This window comes from Arthrobacter sp. TJ-266 (assembly GCF_058269115.1).
Window position 1 is genome coordinate 430,595 of the sequence record NZ_JBZCNC010000004.1, and the last position, 18,857, is coordinate 449,451.

Genomic DNA, 18,857 nt, shown 5'->3' on the forward strand with positions numbered 1-18,857 from the left:
GAAGAATCCTCGTGTCGAGGCACTGCCGTGGAGGGAGCGCCGTACTTGCCCGGCAGCTCAGCCGGACCGAATCCTCACCTGGGGCACCCCGCTACAGCGAGAGGGTTGCCGTCCAACGAACCAGGGTTTTGCGTTGGAACTCGTGATTCTGGGTCCGAGCCTAGGCCGGGTGTTCCGCGGACGTCCACCCTCCCGGGTCACAGTGCGTCACGAACCTCCGCTCCGGCGACGGGGTCACCAGCGGTCACCGCAGGTAGGAGGCGCCGTTCACGTCGATCACGGTGCCGCTGACCCAGACCGGCGCATCGGTGGCGAGCCAGGCCACCGCCTGCGCCACCTCCTCCGCCGTCGCGACCCGGTTGAAGGCGCTCTGGGCGCGCACGGCGTCGCCCGCGGGGCCGTCGAGCACGGTGCGGCCCATGGCGGTCTCCACGAAGCCGGGCGCCACGGCGGCCGAGAGGATGCCGTGCGGCGCCAGTGCCACCGCGAGCGACTGCGTCATGGAGTGCAGTGCCGCCTTGCTCGCGCCGTACGCGGGCGTGGTCGGCTCGCCCCGGTAGGCGCCGCGCGAACCGACGGCGACGAGTCGGCCGCCGTCGGGCCCCTGCGGGCGTTCGATCAGATGGCGCGCGACGAGCCACGCGAGGTTCGCCGGGCCGGTCAGGTTGACGGCGAGCGTGCGCTGCCAAGCACGCTGCCACTCCTCGTAGGAGGTGGAATCGAGCGGATGGGCGGTGAAGACCCCTGCGTTGTTGACGAGCACGTCGACCCCGCCAAGTGCCCCGACGGCGTCCGTCACGATGCGCGCGCATGCCTCCGGATCGGCCACATCACCGACGACGACGGCGTGGCCCTCCCCGGGAAGACCTGCGCGAACCGACTCCGCGGCGTCGACGTCCCGGCCCGCGTGCACGCCCAGGCGGTGCCCGCGGCCTGCGAGTTCGACGGCGATGCCGGCGCCGATGCCGCGACTCGCGCCGGTGACCAGGATGCTCAGCGTCATGCTCCTGACGCTACAACCTGCACGGCTCCAGACGTCGGCCCTGTGCACCTGTGGATACTCCCGCCATTGTGGGAGTCACCCTTGCTAGGCTGGCTCACCACTTGCCCCTCCGCGTGCCGAAGGATGTCATGGAACCGTTCACAACCCACCTCGAGAGGGGCTTCCTCCGTCTGCGGTGGCGACGCGGAGTGGAGGTCACCCACCCCGTCGCCGTCGCTGCCGCCCGCGCCCTCGCCGAGCACCACGGCCCCACGGCGCTGCCCCTCCTCGTCCACATGCACGGGATCACGGGCATCACCCCGGAGGCACGGGTGGGCATGAGTTCGTACACCGGCTTCAGCCGCGTGGCCATCGTCGGCGAGGATGCCGTGGACGAGGTGATGTCCGGCTTCGCGCACCGCTCCCCCACGACATCCCGGTACTTCTCCTCCGAGGCCGATGCCCTGAGCTGGCTCGTCGATGCCCCCGGTCGGGATGCCGTCGCCACCCACCACGAGTCCCCTGCCGGTCAGGAATCGGCGCGTTGACCACCGGCGCTCGTCGATGCCAGAGTCGGGACCATGAGTGAGCACACGAAGGACGACATCTCCGTCAGCGACGACGGCGCGAAGACCCGCTACGTCGCTATGCTCGACGGCAACCCCGCGGGCATCGCCGCCTACGAGCGCTCGGGTGACACGATCGTCTTCACGCACACGGTCGTCGACGAGGACCTCGAGGGCAGAGGCATCGGCAGCGTCCTGATCCGGCACGCGCTCGACGACGCCCGATCGCAGAACCTCACGGTGGTGCCCCGCTGCGAGTTCGTGGCCGCGTTCATCGACGACCATCCCGAATACCAGGACCTCACCGACCGCTCCGCCTGAGCCGGACGAACCTCCGCGGCCCCCTACGGAGCGGAACCTGTCCGTCGGCGCCGCCCGCGTTACTGATCAGGCCGAGCCGCGTCGATCCGACAACACCGCGCGCGCTCGGGATCAGGCCGAGCTGCGTCCGCCCGCCGGCAGGGCCGCATCGATCAGCACCTCGGCCGCCTGACGCGCGTGGTCCGCCGCGCTCGCGGTGCCGGCGATCGCCGCCGTCGTCTGCGCTCCCTCCGCGAGGATGGACAGCTGCGGAGCCAGGTGCGACGGCGCCCCTGCCTCCTGCGCGAGCTCACCGACGTACCGCTGGAAGGACTCCTTGTGCTTCCGCGCGTACTCGGCGACGTCCGGGCTCACGGCGCCCAGTTCCGCGAAGCTGTTGATGAAGCCGCACCCACGGAACGAGTCCTGGCCGAACCACTCGGCCAGGTAGTCGAAGATCGCCAGGAGCCGGTCCCGTGGGGTGGACGCGCGGCGGACCCTGGCGTCCAGCCCGTCCGTCCAGGACGCGTGCCACCGCTCGAGGACGGCCATCACGATGCTGCTCTTCGAGGGGAACTCCTGGTACAGCCGCTTGAGCGAGACACCGGCCGCCGTGCGCAGCTCGTCCATGCCCACGGACTGGATGCCTCGGGCGTTGTAGAGCTCATCGGCGCTCGCGATGATGCGTGATCGCACGTCGTCGGAAATCATCCAGCCATTCTACTTGTTTTGAGAAGGATCGTTCTATACTCTGTGATCAGCAGGAGAGAACGACCGTTCTCACCGCTCGAGGAAAGGACGCACGTCATGGGTTTCATCAAGGTCGGCACCGAGAACAGCACGGATCTCCACCTCTACTACGAGGACCACGGCACCGGTCAGCCGGTCGTCCTCATCCACGGCTACCCGCTCGACGGCGGCTCCTGGGAGAAGCAGACCGCAGCCCTCCTCACCGCCGGCTACCGTGTCATCACCTACGACCGCCGCGGCTTCGGGCAATCCAGCAAGCCGACCACCGGCTACGACTACGACACCTTCGCCGCTGACCTCAACACGGTCCTCGAGACCCTCGACCTCACGGACGCCGTCCTCGTCGGATTCTCCATGGGCACGGGTGAGGTGGGCCGCTACATCGGCACCTACGGAGAGGCCCGCGTCGCCAAGGCCGTCTTCCTCGCCTCGCTCGAACCGTTCCTCCTGCAGACCGATGACAACGCCGCCGGCGTGCCCTCGACGGTGTTCGACGGCATCCGTTCGGCCGCCATGGAGGACCGCTACGCCTGGTTCACGAACTTCTACAAGGACTTCTTCAACACCGACGTCTACCTCGGCAACCGCCTCAGCGAGGAAGCACTCCGGGGGGCCTGGAACGTGGCAGCGGGCTCGTCCTGGTACGCCTCCTTCGCCGTCGTCGATTCCTGGCTGACCGACTTCCGCGCCGACATCGCCAAGATCACCGTGCCCACCCTGATCGCCCACGGCACCGAGGACCGCATCCTGCCCATCGACTCCACGGGCCGCGAGTTCACCAAGCACCTGCCTGCCGCGGAGTACGTCGAGATCGAGGGCGCACCGCACGGCATGCTGTGGACGCACGGCGCCGAGATCAACGAGATCCTGCTCCCCTTCCTCGCGAAGTAGCCGCACGAGCGGGAGGGGCGCCGGTTCGTCCGGCGCCCCTCGCGTCGTGGTCACGTCACACGCGTGTGCCGTGCGTGGACGTCAGAACTGGATGCCGCGCGTGAGTGCGCCGTCGATCAGCAGGTTGGCACCGGTGGTCCGGCTGGAGCGCGGGCTGGCGAGGAACACGACGGCGTCCGCCACCTCCTGCGGGGTACCCAGGCGGCCTGTGGGGTTGAGCCCGAGGGCCGTGGCGAACAGGTCCGGGTTGCCGCTCTCGATGCCCTGCCACACCCCGCCCTCGTGGTACGTGTTGCCCGGCGACACGGTGTTCGCGCGGATGCCCTGGCCCGCGAGCTGGAACGCGAGCCCGGCCATGTACCCGATCAGCGCGGACTTCACGGTGCCGTAGGGACCGGACGCGAAGTCCACCTCGCGTCCGGAGACGCTCGAGATCGCGGTGATCGACGGCGTCGGACTGTTCGCCAGGTGCGGCAGCGACGCCTTCACCAGGCGCACCGTACCGAGGAGGTCCACGCGCAGGCTCGCCTCCCAGTTCTCCTCGGTGTCCTCGATGGCGAGCGCGCTCACGTTGCTCACCACGGCGTCGATCCGGCCGAAGTCCGCCGCCACGGCCTCCACCCAGGCAGCGACCGCCGCGCCGTCACCGACGTCGAGCACGTACCCGGAGACCCGGCCCGACGACGACGCGAACGCCTGCTCCGTCGCCGCGACCTCCGCTGCGTTGCGCGCGCAGAACGCGACATGCGCGCCCTCCGCCGCGAAGGACTCGACGATGGCGCGGCCGATACCCTTCGTACCGCCGGTGACGACGGCGGTGATGCCGTCCAGGTGCAGGTCCATGGTGTGCCTTTCGGAAGGGGGTGGCCGGGCGGGTGAGCAGGCGGATCAGGGGTCGGGTCAGCGGAGGGCCGCGGCCTCGCGGCGCAGGTGCGCGTGGAGCCCGCCGTAGGCGTCGGCCGCCGGGAACAGCGCCTTGGGCGCCTTGACCACCACGCTGTAGTTGGCGTCCACGGCGTTGGCGATCGGCGCCAGTGCCGTCTGCGTGAGCAGCTGGTAGGCGTCGAGGTGGTGCAGTCCGAAGAGGTCGCCGAACCAGCGCACCATCTCCACCTGGCCGATCCGCCAGGAGTCCTCCATGGGCCGGGACGAGCCCACGGCCATCCAGTGGTAGTCGGTCTCCAGCCGCGGCCATGCCGGGGCTCCGCCCTTGATGAGGTCCACGATGATGGTCGAGTGCATGGCCCCTTCGACCGCCGTGCCGCACGCCTCGCCCTCACCCTGCCGGTAGTGGCCGTCGCCGATCGAGAACAGCGCGCCCTCCACGTTCACACCGAGGTACACCGTGGTGCCCGCCTTGACGTCCGGCGCGTCCATGTTGCCGCCGAACCGCTCGGGCACGAGGCTCGAGCGCACCTCTCCCCCGGGCGGGGCCACACCCACGGTCCCGAGCATCGGCTCGAGCGGCAGCGCCACCTCGAAATCGCCGTGGCGTGACTGGAACCCCACGGTGCGGCGCTCGGTGTCCACGTGGTAGATCCAGGTGATGTCCGGCAGCGGGTCCTGCAGCGTGGCCGTGCGGTCGGTGCTCGTGAGCCCGCCGAAGAAGGGGATGGTCGCCGACGCCCCGTAGGACCGCGCGGGCGTGAGATCGACGACGTGCAGGGCGAGGGTGTCCCCCGGCTCCGCGCCCTCCACGTAGAACGGCCCGGTCTGCGGGTTCACGAAGTTGAGGTCCACCTTCTCGCCCGAGACGTCGTCCACCGAGGTCAGCGCGTTGTTGAAGGCGTCCTCGGACCACAGCTTCAGCGCCGTACCGGGGCGCACCGTCATGACGGGTGCGCTCCCGCCGAAGGTGTAGACGAGCTGATCGGGCCGCGGGTGGTACTCGATGATCTCCATGACCGGATGCTACGGGCAGCCTCCGGACCCGACAAGGGCCGTCCGCGTCAGTTGGCGAGGACGTCCACGAGACGCAGCTCGGCCGTCCACAGCCCCACGGAATCGCCGGTGTTGTTGAGGATCGACGCCGTGTACCCATTGAAGTACGAGGTTGCGGTGTTGGTGCCCGGGCCGGTGTGGACCTTCAGCTCGGCTCCCGGCTGCAGCACGTACCCCTCGCCGACGCTCAGCACGTTGTTGGCGGCGTCGCGGAGGAACCAGCCACTCACGTCCACGGCCGACGCCGACGTGTTGCGCAGCGTGACGTACTCTCCGCCGTCCGGCAGGACGTCGTCGCCCGCCGGGTTATTGATGGCCTCGCTGATCTCCACGGCGGCGCCGGGGAACACGGGCAGTCCGCGGAGGAAGCGGCCGATCTGGATCGGGAAGTCCGTGGTCACGGCGTCCACCCCGAGGTCGACGACGGCCTGCACGGCCTCCGGGGAATTGACGGTGTACACGCTCATGACGAGCCCGGCCGCCTGGACGCGCGCGACGTCGGCGGCGGTGAGGCCGCGGTAGTTCGCCCCGATGGAGTCGACGTAGGTGGCCAACTCGGCGAGGACCGCGGCCGAGGGGACGGCGCCGATGAGCTGCTGGAGGGGCACCTCGGGTGCGAGCTCGGCGAAGCGGCGGTTGGAGGCGGCATCGAACCCGATGACCTGCACCTTGTCCACCGCCACGAGCTTCTGCCAGGCCGGGTTTCCGGTGAGTTCGTCCGCGACGAGCTGCTCGATCCCGGGTGAGTTCCGCGGGCTCTTGATCTCGATGTACACGCCGGTGGTGCGGGTGGCGGCCTTCACGGCGTCGTCGAGGTGCGGGATGCGCTCGCCGACGAAGCGCGCGTCGAAGGAGGAGCCGGCGTCGAGCTGCTGGAGCTCGGCCCAGGTGAAGGAGGTGATGGGATCGTTCGCGCGCTCGGGGAAGACCTCCTCCACGTCGGTGGTGCGGGCCGGGGTGTCGTCGTGGAAGAGGAACGGCACGCCATCCGCGCTGAGCTGCACGTCGATCTCGATGAACTCCGCTCCGGACGCCCGGCCGTCCCGGAACGCGGCGACGGTGTTCTCCGGAGCAGTGCCGCCGGCGCCGCGGTGGCCCACGAGGAGGGGTGCCCCGACCTGGCGCTTCGCCGGGTGCGCCGTCGGCACGTCGGCCACGCGGGCGGCCTGCGCCGGGACGGCGAGGAACGAGAGCCCGACGGCGATCGCGGCTGCGCGGGCGACGGGACGGACGATGCGGTGCGGCATGGAGTTCCTTCGGTCGGTGGCCTCACGCCGGATCCGGTGCAACGCGGCGCACCCCTCATGCAACAGCCCGAACCCGACGCGCTGAGCAACGGTGCGTGAACGCCCGGTGAAGGAGAACCGCCCACCTGACACTTCCGGGCACCGATCATCGGGCGCGGACGCCAGCGGCCTCGTAGCGTGGGGAGGGAAAGGAGGCGGTGCCCGTGGAACTCTGGAACCGCGCGATCGAACTCATCGAGGAAGACCTCACGGCGCCGGTGGACGTCGGCGCGCTCGCCCGGACGGCGCTCACGTCCGAGTACCACTTCCGCCGCATGTTCGCGTCCCTCGCGGGCCTGCCCCTCTGGCGAGTACATCCGCCGGCGGCGCCTGACGGTCGCCACCGCGGAGATCGTGGACGGGATGCCCGTCCTCGAGGTGGCCGTCCGCTACGGATACGGATCGGCCGAGGCGTTCACCCGAGCGTTCAAGGCCATGCACGGGCTGACGCCCTCCGACGCGCGCCTTCCCGGCGCCGCACTCCACTCACAACCGCACCTGAGGTTCCATCTACGCATCGAAGGGAGATCGACCATGAAGCACCGGATCGTCACGAAGGAGGAGTTCGCGCTGGTGGGCCTCCGAACACGCGTGGCACTCGTCCACGAGGGCCACAACCCCGCGATCGAGGAGTTCGAACGCAGCCTGGACGAGGGCGTCGACGCCGTCCTCGCGGAACTCGTCGACACCGAGCCCGCCGGCCTGCTCGCCGTCACGGACAATCTCGAGGACCCCTCCACGGAGGGCACCGCCCTGGACTACTGGCACGCCGTCGCCACGACGCAACCTGCTCGGGAGGGTTTCGAGCGGTTGCCCGTACCCGCCGGGACGTGGGTGGTGTTCGAGACCGAGGGCGCTTTCCCGCAGGCGCTCCAGCAGATGTGGGCGGACGCCGCGGCGGAGTGGTTCCCGGCGAACCCCTACCGCTGGGCGCCCGGCCCGCAGCTGCTGAGCGTGCAGCCCGACCTCGGCGGGTCGAGCGGCCGCGGGCAACTGTGGATCCCGATCGAACCGGCCTGAGATGAAGGGGCCGGGCTCAGGCCCTGCCCTTGAGGATCAGGTTCCAGTAGACCTTGGGCAGCAGGATCCGCTCGGCCACGAAGGTCAGGCGGCGCTCGCGGGCGAGGTTGTTCCAGCCGGGCACAGTGGGCATGGGCGAGTACTTGTCGTCGAACTCGGAGAACACCACGGTGTTCCGGGTGACCACGAAGGGGCACGCCGAGTAGTGGTTGTACTCGGCCGTGGGCTTCTTGCCTTTGAGCACGGCCCGGATGTTCTTCGCGAGCACCTTCGTCTGCATCCGCAGCGCAGCGCCCGACTTCGAGTTGAGCGTGGAGGCGGCGTCACCGAGCGACCAGATCTCCGGGAAACGCGGGTGGCGCAGGATCACGGGATCCACCTCCACGAACCCGCCGATGTTCCCGGGAGCGGGCAGGTCGGTGGTCTTCAGCCATTCGGGCGCGGACTGCGGCGGGACCACGTGCAGCACGTCGTACCCGAGGGTCTCGGAAGCCCCGGTGACGGTGTTGGTCAGGCGCACCGAACGGCCCGTGGGATCCACGGAGGCGAGTTCGGTGCTGTAGCGGACCTCGATGCCGTACTCGTCGATCTTCCGTCCCAGTTCCTCGTCGACGATCTCCATCCCGAAGATGGTGGGTGTGGCCACCACGAGCACCACCCGGATGTCCTCGAGGACGCCCTGGCGCCGCCAGTAGTCGCATGCCAGGTACATGGGCTTCTGGGCAGCGCCGTCGCACGATGCCGGCCCGGGGGGCTGGGTGAAGACCACGGTGCCGCCGGTGACCGCCCGCAGGAGTTTCCACGCCTTCGGCGCGAGTTCGAACTCGTAGTTTGAGGCACCGAACGGGCCCTCCATGGCGTCCTTGAGGCCCGGGATCGCATTCCAGTCGTTCTGGATGCCCGGGCAGATGACCAGGTGGTCGTAGGTGACGGCCGAGCCGGAGGCGAGCAGCACCGTCCTGGTCTCGGTGCTGACGTCCGTGGCCTTGTCCCTGATCCAGGTGACCCCCTTCGGCATCACCTCGGACTGCAGGCGGACCGCCTCCAGCGCATCGGCGGTTCCGCCGGCGATATGCGAGAAGAGCGGCTGGTAGTAGTGGCGTTCGCGTGGCTCGATGACCGCGACGTCCTTCATCCGGTACCGCTTCAGGCGCCCGGCGAGCGAGACGCCCGCGTTGCCCCCGCCGATGATGAGGATGCGGTGGTGCCGTTTCTCGCCCGGTGCGGGCACCACCGGGACGGTGCGGCCCGCCGATCTGGTGCTCGTGCTGGCGCTCGATTCGATGACCGCTACCTCTTCCGCTGTGCGTTGCCCTGCGCTACGTGCGATGCCCTGCCGATTCCTCGACAGTACCGCTCGGTGCCGACAGTGGGCGCTGCTCCGCGGGGGAGGCGGACGGGCAGGACAGTGTGCAGCGGGTCAGCCTCAGAAGGCGCGGGCGTCTTCGTGCGCACGCCGACGGTTCAGGAGCGGGCGTAGCGCCGGACGAACGCGCCGAGGATCCGCGCCGGCTGGTCCACCGCCAGGGCCCGCGCCCTCGCCATGTACTCCTCGGCCTGCTCCGGCGGGAAGTAGCCGGCGTGCCGGTAGGTGTCGATGCGCCCCACGAGCGCCTCGACGTCGAGCTCCGGGTGGAACTGCGTGGCGTAGACGTTCTCGCCGACCCGGAACATCTGCACCGGGCACGTGGCGGAGGAGGCGAGGAGCACGGCACCCGGCGGGAGCGCCGCGCACGCCTCCTTGTGTCCCACGAACGCGGGGAACGACGACGGCAGCCCCGCCAGCAGCGGGTCCGCCGCGCCGTCGTCGGTCACGGTCACCTCGACGGCGCCGATGGACTCCGCGTACGTGCTGTCCACCACGGCACCCTGGTGCCGGCCGAGGGTGCCGACACCGTAGCAGGCGCCGAGGAACGGGACGTCCTCGGGTACCACGCGGTCCAGCAGCGCCCCGAGTTCGCCCTCGACGCGGAGCTGCACGGCGCTCTTGGACTCCTCGGGATCGGAGGCGTTGAAGGGGCTCCCGCCGAGGAAGATCCCCGAGTAGTCCGCGAGATCGATCTCCGGGAGCGGCCCGGCCTCGAGCCGGACCCGCCGCAGTTCCGACTCGGCCAGACCGCCGAAGCGGAGGAAGCTCCTGTACTCGGCGTCGGCCGCGGCGTCCTCGGCTCGCGTGGCCAGCAGCAGGAAGGGTTTCACCCCTCGATGCTACTGGCCTCCAGGACCGCCGCCCCGCCGTCGGCCGCCACCTCGGTGCCGCCGGCCGCGCGGGCCCGGAACCTCGCGCCGTCCGGGCCGGTGACCCGGTAGTCTCCGCCCGCTCCGGATACCCGGAACTCCCCCGAGGACCCGTCGGGCGCGGTCACGGTCACCACAGCGCCGTCGGCCGTGCCCGGGTAGACGGTGACGAGGGGGTCCTCGAGGTAGTCGTAGTCGGGGCGGTCGGAGCGGTTGCCGGTCACCAGCACCGCACCTTCCCGCACCCACACCGGCAGGGAGTCGAAGCCGTGCACCTCACGCCGCCACGCTCCCCCGGTGACCACCTCTCCCGTGAGCAGCTGCGTCCACGTACCGGCGGGCAGGTAGTACTCCACCTCGCCGCCGGCCGAGAACACGGGGGCCACCAGGAGATCCGGGCCCAGCATGTACTGGCGGTCCAGGTGCGCGACGGCGGGATCACCCGGGAACGCGAGCTGCATGGGCCGCATGAACGGTGTACCCCTCGTGTGCGCCTCCAGGCCCACGGAGTACAGGTACGGCATGAGGGACAGTTTGAGCCGCGTGAAGGTCCGCGTGACGTCCACGGCACTCTGGCCCGCGGGCTCGTCGCCGGTGTCGAAGGCCCATGGGACGCGGTAGTTGGTGGAGCCGTGCAGGCGCGAGTGGCTCGAGAGCAGCCCGAAGGCCAGCCAGCGCTTGAACACGGCGGGGTCGGGTGAGCCCTCGAAGCCGCCGATGTCGTGGCTCCAGTACCCGAAGCCGCTCAGCGCGAGCGAGAGCCCGCCGCGCAGGGTCTCCGCCATGGACTCGAAGGAGGAGGAGTTGTCCCCGCCCCAGTGCACGGGCATCTGCTGCCCGCCTGCGGTCGCCGACCGGGCGAACAGCACCGCCTCACCCGGGCCGCGGACCTCCTCGAGTACGTCGAACACCGCCCGGTTGTAGAGCTGGGGGTAGAGGTTGTGCATCGTCTCGGGCGGGGTGCCGTCGTGCCACTGAACGCCCAGCGGGATGCGCTCGCCGAAGTCCGTCTTGATGGCGTCGACGCCCTGGTGGAGCAGCGTGCGGACCTTGCCCTGGAACCAGGCGGTGGCGTCCGGGTTGGTGAAGTCCACGAGCCCCATGCCCGCCTGCCACAGGTCCCACTGCCACACCGTCCCGTCCTCGCGGCGCACCAGGTAGCCCGCCCGGGCGGCCTCGTCGAAGAGGCTGGAGCGCTGCCCGATGTACGGGTTGAGCCAGGCGCTCACGCGCAGCCCGCGGTCGTGCAGCCGTGCGAGCATGCCCTCGGGATCGGGGAACACCCGGGCGTCCCACTCGAAGTCCGTCCAGTTGAACTCGCGCATCCAGAAGCAGTCGAAGTGGAAGACGCTCAGGGGCAGCTCCCGCTCGGCCATGCCGTCCACGAAGTGCGTGACGGTCTGCTCGTCGTAGTCGGTGGTGAAGCTCGTGGAGAGCCACAGGCCGTAGGACCACGCCGGTACCCGGGCGGGCCGGCCTGTGAGGCGCGTGTAGCGCTCCAGGATCTCTGCCGGGGTGGCGCCCTGGATCACGAAGTACTCGAGGATCTGCCCGGGCACCGAGAACTGGACGCGCTCCACGGCCTCGGATCCCACCTCGAAGGAGACGTGCTCCGGGTGGTTCACGAAGACTCCGTAGCCGCGGTTGGTCAGGTAGAACGGGATGTTCTTGTAGGACTGCTCGCTCGACGTGCCGCCGTCGGCGTTCCAGATGTCCACGGTCTGGCCGTTCTTCACGAACGGGCCGAAGCGCTCGCCCAGCCCGTACACGAGTTCGCCGACACCCAGCGAGAGCTGCGCGTGCAGGTACGACGACGACGGCGCGCGCCCGCTGGCCGTCACGCCCGCCACCCCGGCGGGTTCAGTGGTGACCGGTGCGTCCGGCGCGAGGTCCATCCGGCCGATCGACTTGTGGCCGCTCGAGGTGAGCACCCGTCCGTCGGTCTCGAAGGTGAGGTTCCACGGCGCTCCCCGGGTGATGCGCGCGGTGAGCGGACCGGCCGTGAGGATGCCGCCGTCGTCGTCCGCCGAGGCGGTGCCGCTGCCCTCCTCCGCGCCCACCAGGTCGAAGCCGCGGTGCGGGGTGTCCCCGCGGTGGTTCTCGATGCGGACGCCGATCACGCCGTCGAGCGGGCTGCTCAGGGTGACGGTCAGCAGGGCCCGGTTCAAGGTGTCGCCGCGCCGCTCGATGACCTTCGTCGGCGCGGAGACCGTGAGCCGGCCGCCCACCGCCTCGACGTCGTAGGCCTCCTGCGCGTACTGCGCATCGACGCCGGGGCGGACATGCCAGAATCCGTCGGTGAATTTCATGGTTACTTGACTGCTCCTGCTGTGATGCCCCGGGTGAGGGTGCGCTGGAAGATGAGGAAGAAGATGAGCGTGGGAAGGAGCCCGAGGAGGGCGGAGGCGCTCGTGGTGGTGACGTCCATGAGGCGGTCGCCCTGCAGGACGGTGATGGCCACGGGTACGGTCTGGTTGTCATTGCCCACGAGGAACGTCAGCGGGATCAGGAACTCGTTCCAGGTCCAGATGAAGAAGAAGATGAGCAGCACGCTCAGCGTGGGCCGGGAGATCGGGAAGATCACGCGCCAGAGGATCTGCCAGCGGCTCGCGCCGTCGAGCGACGCCGCCTCCAGCAGTTCCCTGGGGAACGTGCCGTACACCGAGGCGAGCAGATAGGTGCCGAACGCACTCTGGATGACCGTGAAGATGATGATCACGGCCCACTGGCTGTCGTAGAGGCCCACCTCGCGGAACATGAAGTAGAGCGGGTAGAGGAGCACCTCCTGCGGCAGCATGTTCGCGAGCAGGATCAGCAGCACCAGCCAGGTCCGGCCGCGGACGCGCCCGATGCCGAGCGCGAAGGCGTTGAACATCGAGATACCGACCGCCAGGACGGCCACCACGGTACTGATGAAGAAGCTGTTCCAGAGCTTCCGCGGGAAGTCGACGCGCTCCCAGAAGGCCGTGATGCCGTCGAAGTACAGCGAGGACGGCAGCGAGAGCGGCCCGCCGGTGGCGTAGTCCGCGGGTGACTTGAACGAGTTGGCGAGGATCAGCAGGAAGGGGACGGCGATGAGCAGCCCGATCAGGGCGGCGATCGCGAGGATCACCCAGTCCCCCGGCGTCTTCCGCGCGCGGCCTCCGCCACGTCGTGGCCGCGGGGCCTGTAGTGCGTCCCGGGTGATCGTACCGGCGGGGGTGCCGGCAGGGCTGTCGGTGATGGCCATCAGCGTGCCTCCTCACTGCGTTCGAGCCTCGTCTGCACGAGGACGAAGATGATGCTGACGACGGCGATGACCACCGTCAGCGCGGTGGCGATCGTGGCGCCGTAGCCCACCTGCTGGGACTGGAAGAACTCGCTGTAGGCGTAGTAGGCGGGGACGATCGTCGAAGTCCCCGGGCCACCGCCGGTCAGCGCGTAGATGGGTCCGAAGACCTTCAGCGCCGCGATGGCGCAGGTGAGCGTGACCACGAAGATCTCGGGCCGGATGATGCTCACGGTGATGGCGCGGAAGCGCTGGAACCAGTTGGCGCCGTCGAGCTCGGCGGCCTCGTAGAGCTCGGGGTCCACGCGCTGCAGGGCCGCCATGAAGATGACCACGGGGTAGCCGAGCTGCACCCAGACCATGATCACCATGATGCTCGGCAGGGCGGTCTCCGGGCTGCCGAGCCAGTTGCCCTGCAGGCCGCCGAGCCCCACGCCGGCGAGCACTTGGTTGAGCGCACCGTTCTCGGGCCGGAGGATCCAGCCGATCACGATCGCCGCGATGACGCCCGGCAGGATCTGCGGCAGGTAGTAGGTGGCGCGGAGGAAGCTGGCCACACGGCCGCCGAACTTCCGGCCGATGAGGTCGAAGAGCATCGCGGCGAGGACGAGGCCCAGCACGGTGGGGACCACCACCATCGCGATGATCATGGCGACGGAGTTGCGGAACGAGGTCCAGAACGTGGTGTCGCCGGCCAGCTCCACCCAGTTCTCGAGGCCGATGAACTCCGGCGGCCGGATGCCGCGGTAGGAGGTGAACGTCAGGTAGACGTTCCACAGGAGGGGGACCACGATGATGAGCGTGAGCAGTGCGAGCCCGGGCAGCAGGTAGAACCAGAAGGACGTGCTGCTCGAGCCGGGGATGAGGCTGGTGGGGGCGGAGCGCCGGACGCGCTCCTTCGACCGGGTTGCGATCGCCATGGGCGTGCACCTTCCAGACGTGGTGGTCGGGGGTCGGTCGTGCCGCCGGGCCGGGACTGGCCTGGCGGCACGATCAGGGGTGGGGGTTCGGCCGTCAGCCGACGATGTCGTCGACGCCGCTCTGGTACTGCTCGCCGACCTGCTCCTGGAACTCCTCGGGGGACGTGGTCCCGTTCAGGAGCTCCTGGAGACCGGCGTTCAGCTCGTCGTAGAACGTGGGGGTGGGCCAGTCCGGGTAGAAGGCGATGCCGTCCTTCTCGGTGAGGGCGTTGAAGTTGGCGATCAGCTCGGAGCTCTTCTCGTCCGTGATGTCCGCCGGGTCCGCCGCGACGGGGACGCCGCCGTTGTTGCCGATCAGGTTCTGGATATCCGGGCGCATGGTGATGTCGATGAACTCGTAGGCGAGCTCCTTGTTGGCCGCGTTCTCCGGTACGGCCCACATGTTGCCCGCGGATCCCGGTGCCAGTTCGGCCTCGGGGAAGAGGAACGTGCCCCACTCGAAGCCGGTGGCCTCGGTGGTGAAGCGGTTGTGCCACCAGCTACCCGAGAAGAAGATCGGGTTCGTCCCGTTGATGAAGGCGGTGCCGGCGTCCTCCGCCGTCGAGCCCGTGGCGTTGGTGGAGATGAAGCCCTTGTCCGTCCACTCCTTGACGGTCTCGGTGGCGTAGGAGACCTCCTCGCCCTGCCAGTCCACCGGGTTCGTGTACAGCTGGTAGTCCTCGACCCATTCGCGGTCCGCCTGGGTCAGCGCGAGCTGGTACCAGAGCTGCCCCAGCGGGTACTCCGCTGCGGATTGGGCCATGGGCGTGATGCCCTGGTCCGTGAACGCCTGCATCACGTCCTCGAACTCGTCGAGGGTGGTCGGGACCTCGAGCCCTGCCGCGGTGAACATGTCCTGGTTGTAGTAGACCTCCACGAACTCGCCGTAGTTCGGTATGCCGAACCAGCTGCCGGAGCCCATGATGCCGCGCTCGTCGTACTTCGCGGTGGTCTGCAGCGACGGCGCCAGCTTCTCGTCCCAGCCGTACTCCTCCACGGCCTCGTCGAGGTTGCTGAGCAGGCCCTGGCTGGAGAGCAGCCCGGCCGTCGCATTGCCCTTGTTGTACTCGAGGAGGTCCGGGGCCTCGTCCGAGTTCAGCACCTGGCTCGCCGTGGACCGGATCTGCTCGAAGCTGCGCTCCTCGAACTCGACGGTGGCGCCCGTCTCCTCCTCGAAGATCCTGATGGCCTCCTCCCAGGCGATCCCCATGGCGCTCGTCTCGCTCTCGAAGTGCCACAGCTTGAGGGTCTGCCCGTCGCCTTCCGCGGAGCCCTCCGAACCGGAGCCCGAGCCGGAGCAACCGGACAGGGCGAGCGCTGCTGCCGTCAGTGCTGCGCCGATGATCATTCTGCTTCTCTTCATGGCCTACTCCCTTGTAGTGGTCGGCTGATCGCCGACTCTGATCGAAACGTTTCGACGGCGGGCGATGCCGGCCCTCGTCGAGGTGGAACTGGTGGGTGGACAGGGTCCCGGCGCTAGCTGCCCGGGCTGGGTGCCGCGACCGAGCCGTGGTCGCGGTATCTCGGCGCGACGAGTTCGACGCGCGGTTCAACGGTGCCGTCGAGCTGCTGCACAGCGAGATCGACGGCTCGGACACAGGAATCCGCCGGGATCAGCGGAATCACGTCGAGGGGCGGGGTGAACACCGAGGTGTCGAACGTGGGCACTCCGGCGACGACCGAGAGATCGCCCGGGATCGAGAGGGCGCGCCCGGCGATCGCCTCGAGGACGCCCTTGTGCACGCCCTCCTCGGCGTGGATCACCAGTCCCGTGGGAGCCTGGTCGGCATCGAGCACCCCGAAGAGCGCCCCACGGACCTGGGAGGCGTCCTTCTCGACCACGGTGAACAGCGCGCGGACGCCGCGCTCCGAGGCCCGGGCCAGGAAGCCGTCGCGGAACCGCATGGGGAAGTTCGAGCCACGCTCGTAGACCGCCTGGGGGTGTCCGAGGAGCGCGAGCGACGTGTGCCCCGCGTCGACGAGGCGGTCCACGGCCATCGCTGCGGCAGCCTCGAAGTCGAGGTCCACGCAGACGAGGCCCTCGGCGTCGCCGGGCACACCGATCAGGACCGCGGGCACGCCGAGCGACCGCACGAGATCGGCACGCTCGTCGTCGACCGAGACGTCCAGGACGATGATGCCGTCGACGAGGCGACTCGAGGAGACCCGGCGGAGACCCTCGGTGGCCTCGTTCTCGGTCAGCAGGAGGACGTCGTAGTCGTGCGCGCGGGCAGCGGTGGCGACCGCGAGGACGAAAGCCATGTGGGCCGGTGCGTAGGTGTCACTCCTCAGGGGAGCGGTGAGCGCGAAGATCCGGGTCCGGGTGCCGGCGAGCATGCGGCCCGCCGCATTCGGCATGTAGTCGAGTTCCCGTACGGCCTGGTCGATCCGCAGGCGTGTCTGCTCGCCGATGGGCCGCTTGCCACTGAGGGCATAGGAGACGGTGCTGATGGACACTCCTGCGACGCGCGCCACGTCGTGGATGTTGGCCATGCTGACTCCGATGTCTGCGGGAAGGACGGGGACCGGATCTAATCGTCTAAACGTTTCGACGACCGGCTGCCTGTACGCTACGTCACATTCTCGCGGCGGACAAGAGGCAATTCCTGAAGCGTCGTCGCGACCCCCTACCGACGACCCGGACACGAAAAGGGAGGGACGCCATGGCGTCCCTCCCTTTCCGTTCGATCCGGGTTACCCGCGCGAGCCCGCGCGGTCCAGCAGGTCGAGGTCGGCCAGCTCCTCGGCCGCACGCTCGAGATCGCCCTGCAGGATCTCGACGGGCCCGGCACTGTGGCGGCCGTGCGAGGGCTGCCGGACGACGACGTCGGACGCGTCACGCGCGCGGCGGTCGCCGTCGTCGGTGACGAGGGCCTTCGCCTCGAGCCGGGCGGCCTGCTCGGCGTCGCGCGCAGCACGTCGTGCGCCCGTGTGCACCTTCTCGTCGCCGGACGCGGACGTCGTCCCGCCGGTCTTCTCGCCGGTCTTCCCGCCGGCGAGAAGACCGACAGGGGCGGACGTCGCCGCCGGGGACATCGACGCGGCAGGTCCCGCGGGAGCAGCCGGGGCCATGTCCACCGTGGTCCGCAGCGGGGTCTCCTTGATGAAGAGGATGCAGACGAGGCTGACCAGTGCGATGGCGGCGCAGACGAGGAAGATCAGCGCCGTGCTGTCGCCGTAGGCGGCCCGGACGATGTCCGCGATCGGTGCGGGGAGGTCAACGAGATCCAGGGACCCTCCTGCGGCGCCTCCCGAGGACGGGATGCCCGCGGCGGTGAGGCCCTCGGTGGTCTTGGTGGCCACCTGCGAGCCGAGCAGGGCACCCAGGACGGCGACGCCGGCGGCACCGCCGAGCGAGCGGAAGAAGGCCACGGACGCACTGGCCGAGCCGATGTCCTTGACCGCCACGGTGTTCTGCACGGCGAGCACGAGGTTCTGCAGCAGGAGGCCGAGGCCCATGCCGAACAGGAAGGTGTACACGCCGACGAGCCGGAGGTCCGTGAGGTGGTCGATGGTCCCGGCCAGGCCGAGGCCCGCGATGAGGAACAGCGCACCGGCGATGAGGTACCGCTTCCACTTGCCGAAGCGGGTCACGAGCTGACCGGCGCCGATGGAGCCGAGCAGATTGCCCGCGATCATCGGCAGGGTCAGCAGACCTGCCTCCGTGGGCGTGGCCCCGCGGGCCACCTGGTAGTACTGGCCGAGGTAGCTGGAGGAGGCGAAGAGCGCGATCCCGACGCCGATCGAGGCGACGATCGCGAGGGCGGTGGTGCGCTCGGTGATGAGGGTCAGCGGAATCATGGGCTCCGGCGCCTTGGCCTCGACCACGAGGAGGAGCGCGAGGAGGATCACGCTGCCGCCCACCATGAGGGCGCTCTCGCGGGAGAACCACGCGTAGTAGCCCTCCTTGCCCGCGAAGGAGACCCAGATGAGCAGCAGACTCACGCCCGCGGTGAGCAGGAGCGCGCCCAGCCAGTCGATGCGGGCCTTGCGGCGGGTGTCGGGGAGCTTCAGGGTGAGCTGCAGCAGCACCAGCGCGACGACGGCGAGCGGCACGCAGACGAAGAACGTCCAGCGCCAGCCGAGCGGCGAGTCGACGATGAAGCCGCCGAGTAACGGGCCGCCCGCGGTCGCGACGGCCATGACGCCACCGAGGTAGCCCGAGTACCGGCCGCGCTCACGCGGGGCGATGATGGTCCCGATGATCGCCATCGCGAGGGCGGTCAGCCCGCCCATGGCGACACCCTGGATGACGCGGGCGGTGAGCAGCAGCGGGATGTTCTGCGCGAACCCCGCGAGCACGGAGCCCGCGACGAAGATGACGATGCTGACCTGCACCAGCACCTTCTTGTCGAACAGGTCGGCGAACTTGCCCCAGATGGGGGTGGTGGCGGCGTTGGCGAGCAGCGCGGCGGTGATGACCCACGCGAAGTCCGTCTGGGACCCGTTGAGATCGCTCATGATGGTGGGCAGCGCGTTCGCCACGATGGTGCTGCTGAGGATCGCGGTGAAGAGCCCCGCGAGCAGTCCCGTGAGGGCCTGCAGGATCTGCCGGTGGTTCATCGGCTCGTCGTTGCCCTTCGGTCCCGCGTGATGCGCTGCGGAGGGTGCGGAGGGTGCGGAGGGTGCGGAGGCTTGGGTGGAGGGGCGTGCGGA

17 protein-coding genes and 1 riboswitch are annotated in these 18,857 nt (G+C 69.6%); of the genes, 4 read left to right on the top strand and 13 right to left on the bottom strand.

Translation table 11 applies throughout. The annotated features are described in order from the left end of the window. Positions 1-36: 36 nt before the first annotated feature. Positions 37-148, bottom strand: a riboswitch (SAM riboswitch). 96 nt (positions 149-244) lie between these two features. Continuing rightward, entirely contained in the window at positions 245-1,003 is a 759-nt protein-coding gene (locus AC4D12_RS13650; protein ID WP_490950478.1) for an SDR family NAD(P)-dependent oxidoreductase, read from the bottom strand. 128 nt (positions 1,004-1,131) lie between these two features. On the opposite strand from AC4D12_RS13650, the gene AC4D12_RS13655 reads away from it, so the two are divergent. Together AC4D12_RS13655 and AC4D12_RS13660 are read left to right on the top strand one after the other, a co-directional pair. Next, entirely contained in the window at positions 1,132-1,530 is a 399-nt protein-coding gene (locus AC4D12_RS13655) for a SpoIIAA family protein (RefSeq protein WP_490950479.1), read from the top strand. A 33-nt stretch (positions 1,531-1,563) separates the two neighbouring features. Next, positions 1,564-1,869, top strand: coding sequence for a GNAT family N-acetyltransferase (locus AC4D12_RS13660; protein ID WP_490950480.1), 306 nt, complete (start codon positions 1,564-1,566; stop codon positions 1,867-1,869). Positions 1,870-1,980: 111 nt separating this feature from the next. On the opposite strand, the gene AC4D12_RS13665 is transcribed toward AC4D12_RS13660, so the two are convergent. Continuing rightward, positions 1,981-2,559, bottom strand: a complete 579-nt coding sequence (locus tag AC4D12_RS13665; protein WP_490950481.1) for a TetR/AcrR family transcriptional regulator — start codon at positions 2,557-2,559, stop codon at positions 1,981-1,983. A 96-nt stretch (positions 2,560-2,655) separates the two neighbouring features. Here AC4D12_RS13665 and AC4D12_RS13670 point away from each other — a divergent pair, with 96 nt between their 5' ends. Further along, on the top strand, positions 2,656-3,489 hold the full coding sequence (locus AC4D12_RS13670; RefSeq protein WP_490950482.1) for an alpha/beta fold hydrolase: 834 nt from the start codon (positions 2,656-2,658) through the stop codon (positions 3,487-3,489). An 81-nt stretch (positions 3,490-3,570) separates the two neighbouring features. Here AC4D12_RS13670 and AC4D12_RS13675 read toward each other — a convergent pair whose 3' ends face one another. The 3 genes from AC4D12_RS13675 to AC4D12_RS13685 are packed head-to-tail and all read right to left on the bottom strand — an operon-like array spanning position 3,571 to position 6,677. After that, positions 3,571-4,332, bottom strand: a complete 762-nt coding sequence (locus AC4D12_RS13675) for an SDR family NAD(P)-dependent oxidoreductase (protein ID WP_490950483.1) — start codon at positions 4,330-4,332, stop codon at positions 3,571-3,573. Positions 4,333-4,389: 57 nt separating this feature from the next. After that, entirely contained in the window at positions 4,390-5,391 is a 1,002-nt protein-coding gene (locus AC4D12_RS13680; protein WP_490950484.1) for an acetamidase/formamidase family protein, read from the bottom strand. Between the two features lie 47 nt (positions 5,392-5,438). Beyond that, on the bottom strand, positions 5,439-6,677 hold the full coding sequence (locus tag AC4D12_RS13685) for a glycerophosphodiester phosphodiesterase family protein (protein ID WP_490950485.1): 1,239 nt from the start codon (positions 6,675-6,677) through the stop codon (positions 5,439-5,441). A gap of 402 nt (positions 6,678-7,079) precedes the next feature. Here AC4D12_RS13685 and AC4D12_RS13690 point away from each other — a divergent pair, with 402 nt between their 5' ends. Then, entirely contained in the window at positions 7,080-7,736 is a 657-nt protein-coding gene (locus tag AC4D12_RS13690; protein WP_490950657.1) for an effector binding domain-containing protein, read from the top strand. A 16-nt stretch (positions 7,737-7,752) separates the two neighbouring features. Here the strand turns inward: AC4D12_RS13690 and AC4D12_RS13695 are convergent, their stop codons facing one another. The 8 genes from AC4D12_RS13695 to AC4D12_RS13730 form a co-directional block, all read right to left on the bottom strand. Next, entirely contained in the window at positions 7,753-8,967 is a 1,215-nt protein-coding gene (locus AC4D12_RS13695) for an NAD(P)/FAD-dependent oxidoreductase (protein WP_490950486.1), read from the bottom strand. Between the two features lie 233 nt (positions 8,968-9,200). Continuing rightward, the gene (locus tag AC4D12_RS13700; RefSeq protein ID WP_490950487.1) at positions 9,201-9,935 is read right to left on the bottom strand and encodes a glutamine amidotransferase; all 735 of its coding nucleotides are present in this window, start codon (positions 9,933-9,935) and stop codon (positions 9,201-9,203) included. Continuing rightward, entirely contained in the window at positions 9,932-12,283 is a 2,352-nt protein-coding gene (yicI, locus tag AC4D12_RS13705) for an alpha-xylosidase (RefSeq protein WP_490950488.1), read from the bottom strand. The genes AC4D12_RS13700 and yicI overlap by 4 nt, the downstream gene beginning before the upstream one ends. A 2-nt stretch (positions 12,284-12,285) precedes the next feature. After that, entirely contained in the window at positions 12,286-13,203 is a 918-nt protein-coding gene (locus AC4D12_RS13710; protein ID WP_490950489.1) for a carbohydrate ABC transporter permease, read from the bottom strand. After that, positions 13,203-14,162, bottom strand: a complete 960-nt coding sequence (locus tag AC4D12_RS13715; RefSeq protein WP_490950490.1) for a carbohydrate ABC transporter permease — start codon at positions 14,160-14,162, stop codon at positions 13,203-13,205. The genes AC4D12_RS13710 and AC4D12_RS13715 overlap by 1 nt, the downstream gene beginning before the upstream one ends. Before the next feature lie 94 nt (positions 14,163-14,256). Beyond that, positions 14,257-15,564: an ABC transporter substrate-binding protein gene (locus AC4D12_RS13720; RefSeq protein WP_490950491.1), complete on the bottom strand. Its 1,308-nt coding sequence runs from the start codon at positions 15,562-15,564 to the stop codon at positions 14,257-14,259. 113 nt (positions 15,565-15,677) lie between these two features. Beyond that, positions 15,678-16,694: a LacI family DNA-binding transcriptional regulator gene (locus AC4D12_RS13725; RefSeq protein ID WP_490950492.1), complete on the bottom strand. Its 1,017-nt coding sequence runs from the start codon at positions 16,692-16,694 to the stop codon at positions 15,678-15,680. A gap of 201 nt (positions 16,695-16,895) precedes the next feature. After that, the gene (locus AC4D12_RS13730; protein WP_490950658.1) at positions 16,896-18,764 is read right to left on the bottom strand and encodes an MFS transporter; all 1,869 of its coding nucleotides are present in this window, start codon (positions 18,762-18,764) and stop codon (positions 16,896-16,898) included. Between the last annotated feature and the right edge of the window lie 93 nt (positions 18,765-18,857).

Bases quoted from the DNA above. Each gene is read 5' to 3' on its own strand.
- AC4D12_RS13650 (WP_490950478.1), bottom strand. From the start codon at position 1,003: ATGACGCTGAGCATCCTGGTCACCGGCGCGAGTCGCGGCATCGGCGCC.
- AC4D12_RS13655 (WP_490950479.1), top strand. From the start codon at position 1,132: ATGGAACCGTTCACAACCCACCTCGAGAGGGGCTTCCTCCGTCTGCGG.
- AC4D12_RS13660 (WP_490950480.1), top strand. From the start codon at position 1,564: ATGAGTGAGCACACGAAGGACGACATCTCCGTCAGCGACGACGGCGCG.
- AC4D12_RS13665 (WP_490950481.1), bottom strand. From the start codon at position 2,559: ATGATTTCCGACGACGTGCGATCACGCATCATCGCGAGCGCCGATGAG.
- AC4D12_RS13670 (WP_490950482.1), top strand. From the start codon at position 2,656: ATGGGTTTCATCAAGGTCGGCACCGAGAACAGCACGGATCTCCACCTC.
- AC4D12_RS13675 (WP_490950483.1), bottom strand. From the start codon at position 4,332: ATGGACCTGCACCTGGACGGCATCACCGCCGTCGTCACCGGCGGTACG.
- AC4D12_RS13680 (WP_490950484.1), bottom strand. From the start codon at position 5,391: ATGGAGATCATCGAGTACCACCCGCGGCCCGATCAGCTCGTCTACACC.
- AC4D12_RS13685 (WP_490950485.1), bottom strand. From the start codon at position 6,677: ATGCCGCACCGCATCGTCCGTCCCGTCGCCCGCGCAGCCGCGATCGCC.
- AC4D12_RS13690 (WP_490950657.1), top strand. From the start codon at position 7,080: ATGCCCGTCCTCGAGGTGGCCGTCCGCTACGGATACGGATCGGCCGAG.
- yicI (WP_490950488.1), bottom strand. From the start codon at position 12,283: ATGAAATTCACCGACGGATTCTGGCATGTCCGCCCCGGCGTCGATGCG.
- AC4D12_RS13710 (WP_490950489.1), bottom strand. From the start codon at position 13,203: ATGGCCATCACCGACAGCCCTGCCGGCACCCCCGCCGGTACGATCACC.
- AC4D12_RS13715 (WP_490950490.1), bottom strand. From the start codon at position 14,162: ATGGCGATCGCAACCCGGTCGAAGGAGCGCGTCCGGCGCTCCGCCCCC.
- AC4D12_RS13720 (WP_490950491.1), bottom strand. From the start codon at position 15,564: ATGAAGAGAAGCAGAATGATCATCGGCGCAGCACTGACGGCAGCAGCG.
- AC4D12_RS13725 (WP_490950492.1), bottom strand. From the start codon at position 16,694: ATGGCCAACATCCACGACGTGGCGCGCGTCGCAGGAGTGTCCATCAGC.
- AC4D12_RS13730 (WP_490950658.1), bottom strand. From the start codon at position 18,764: ATGAACCACCGGCAGATCCTGCAGGCCCTCACGGGACTGCTCGCGGGG.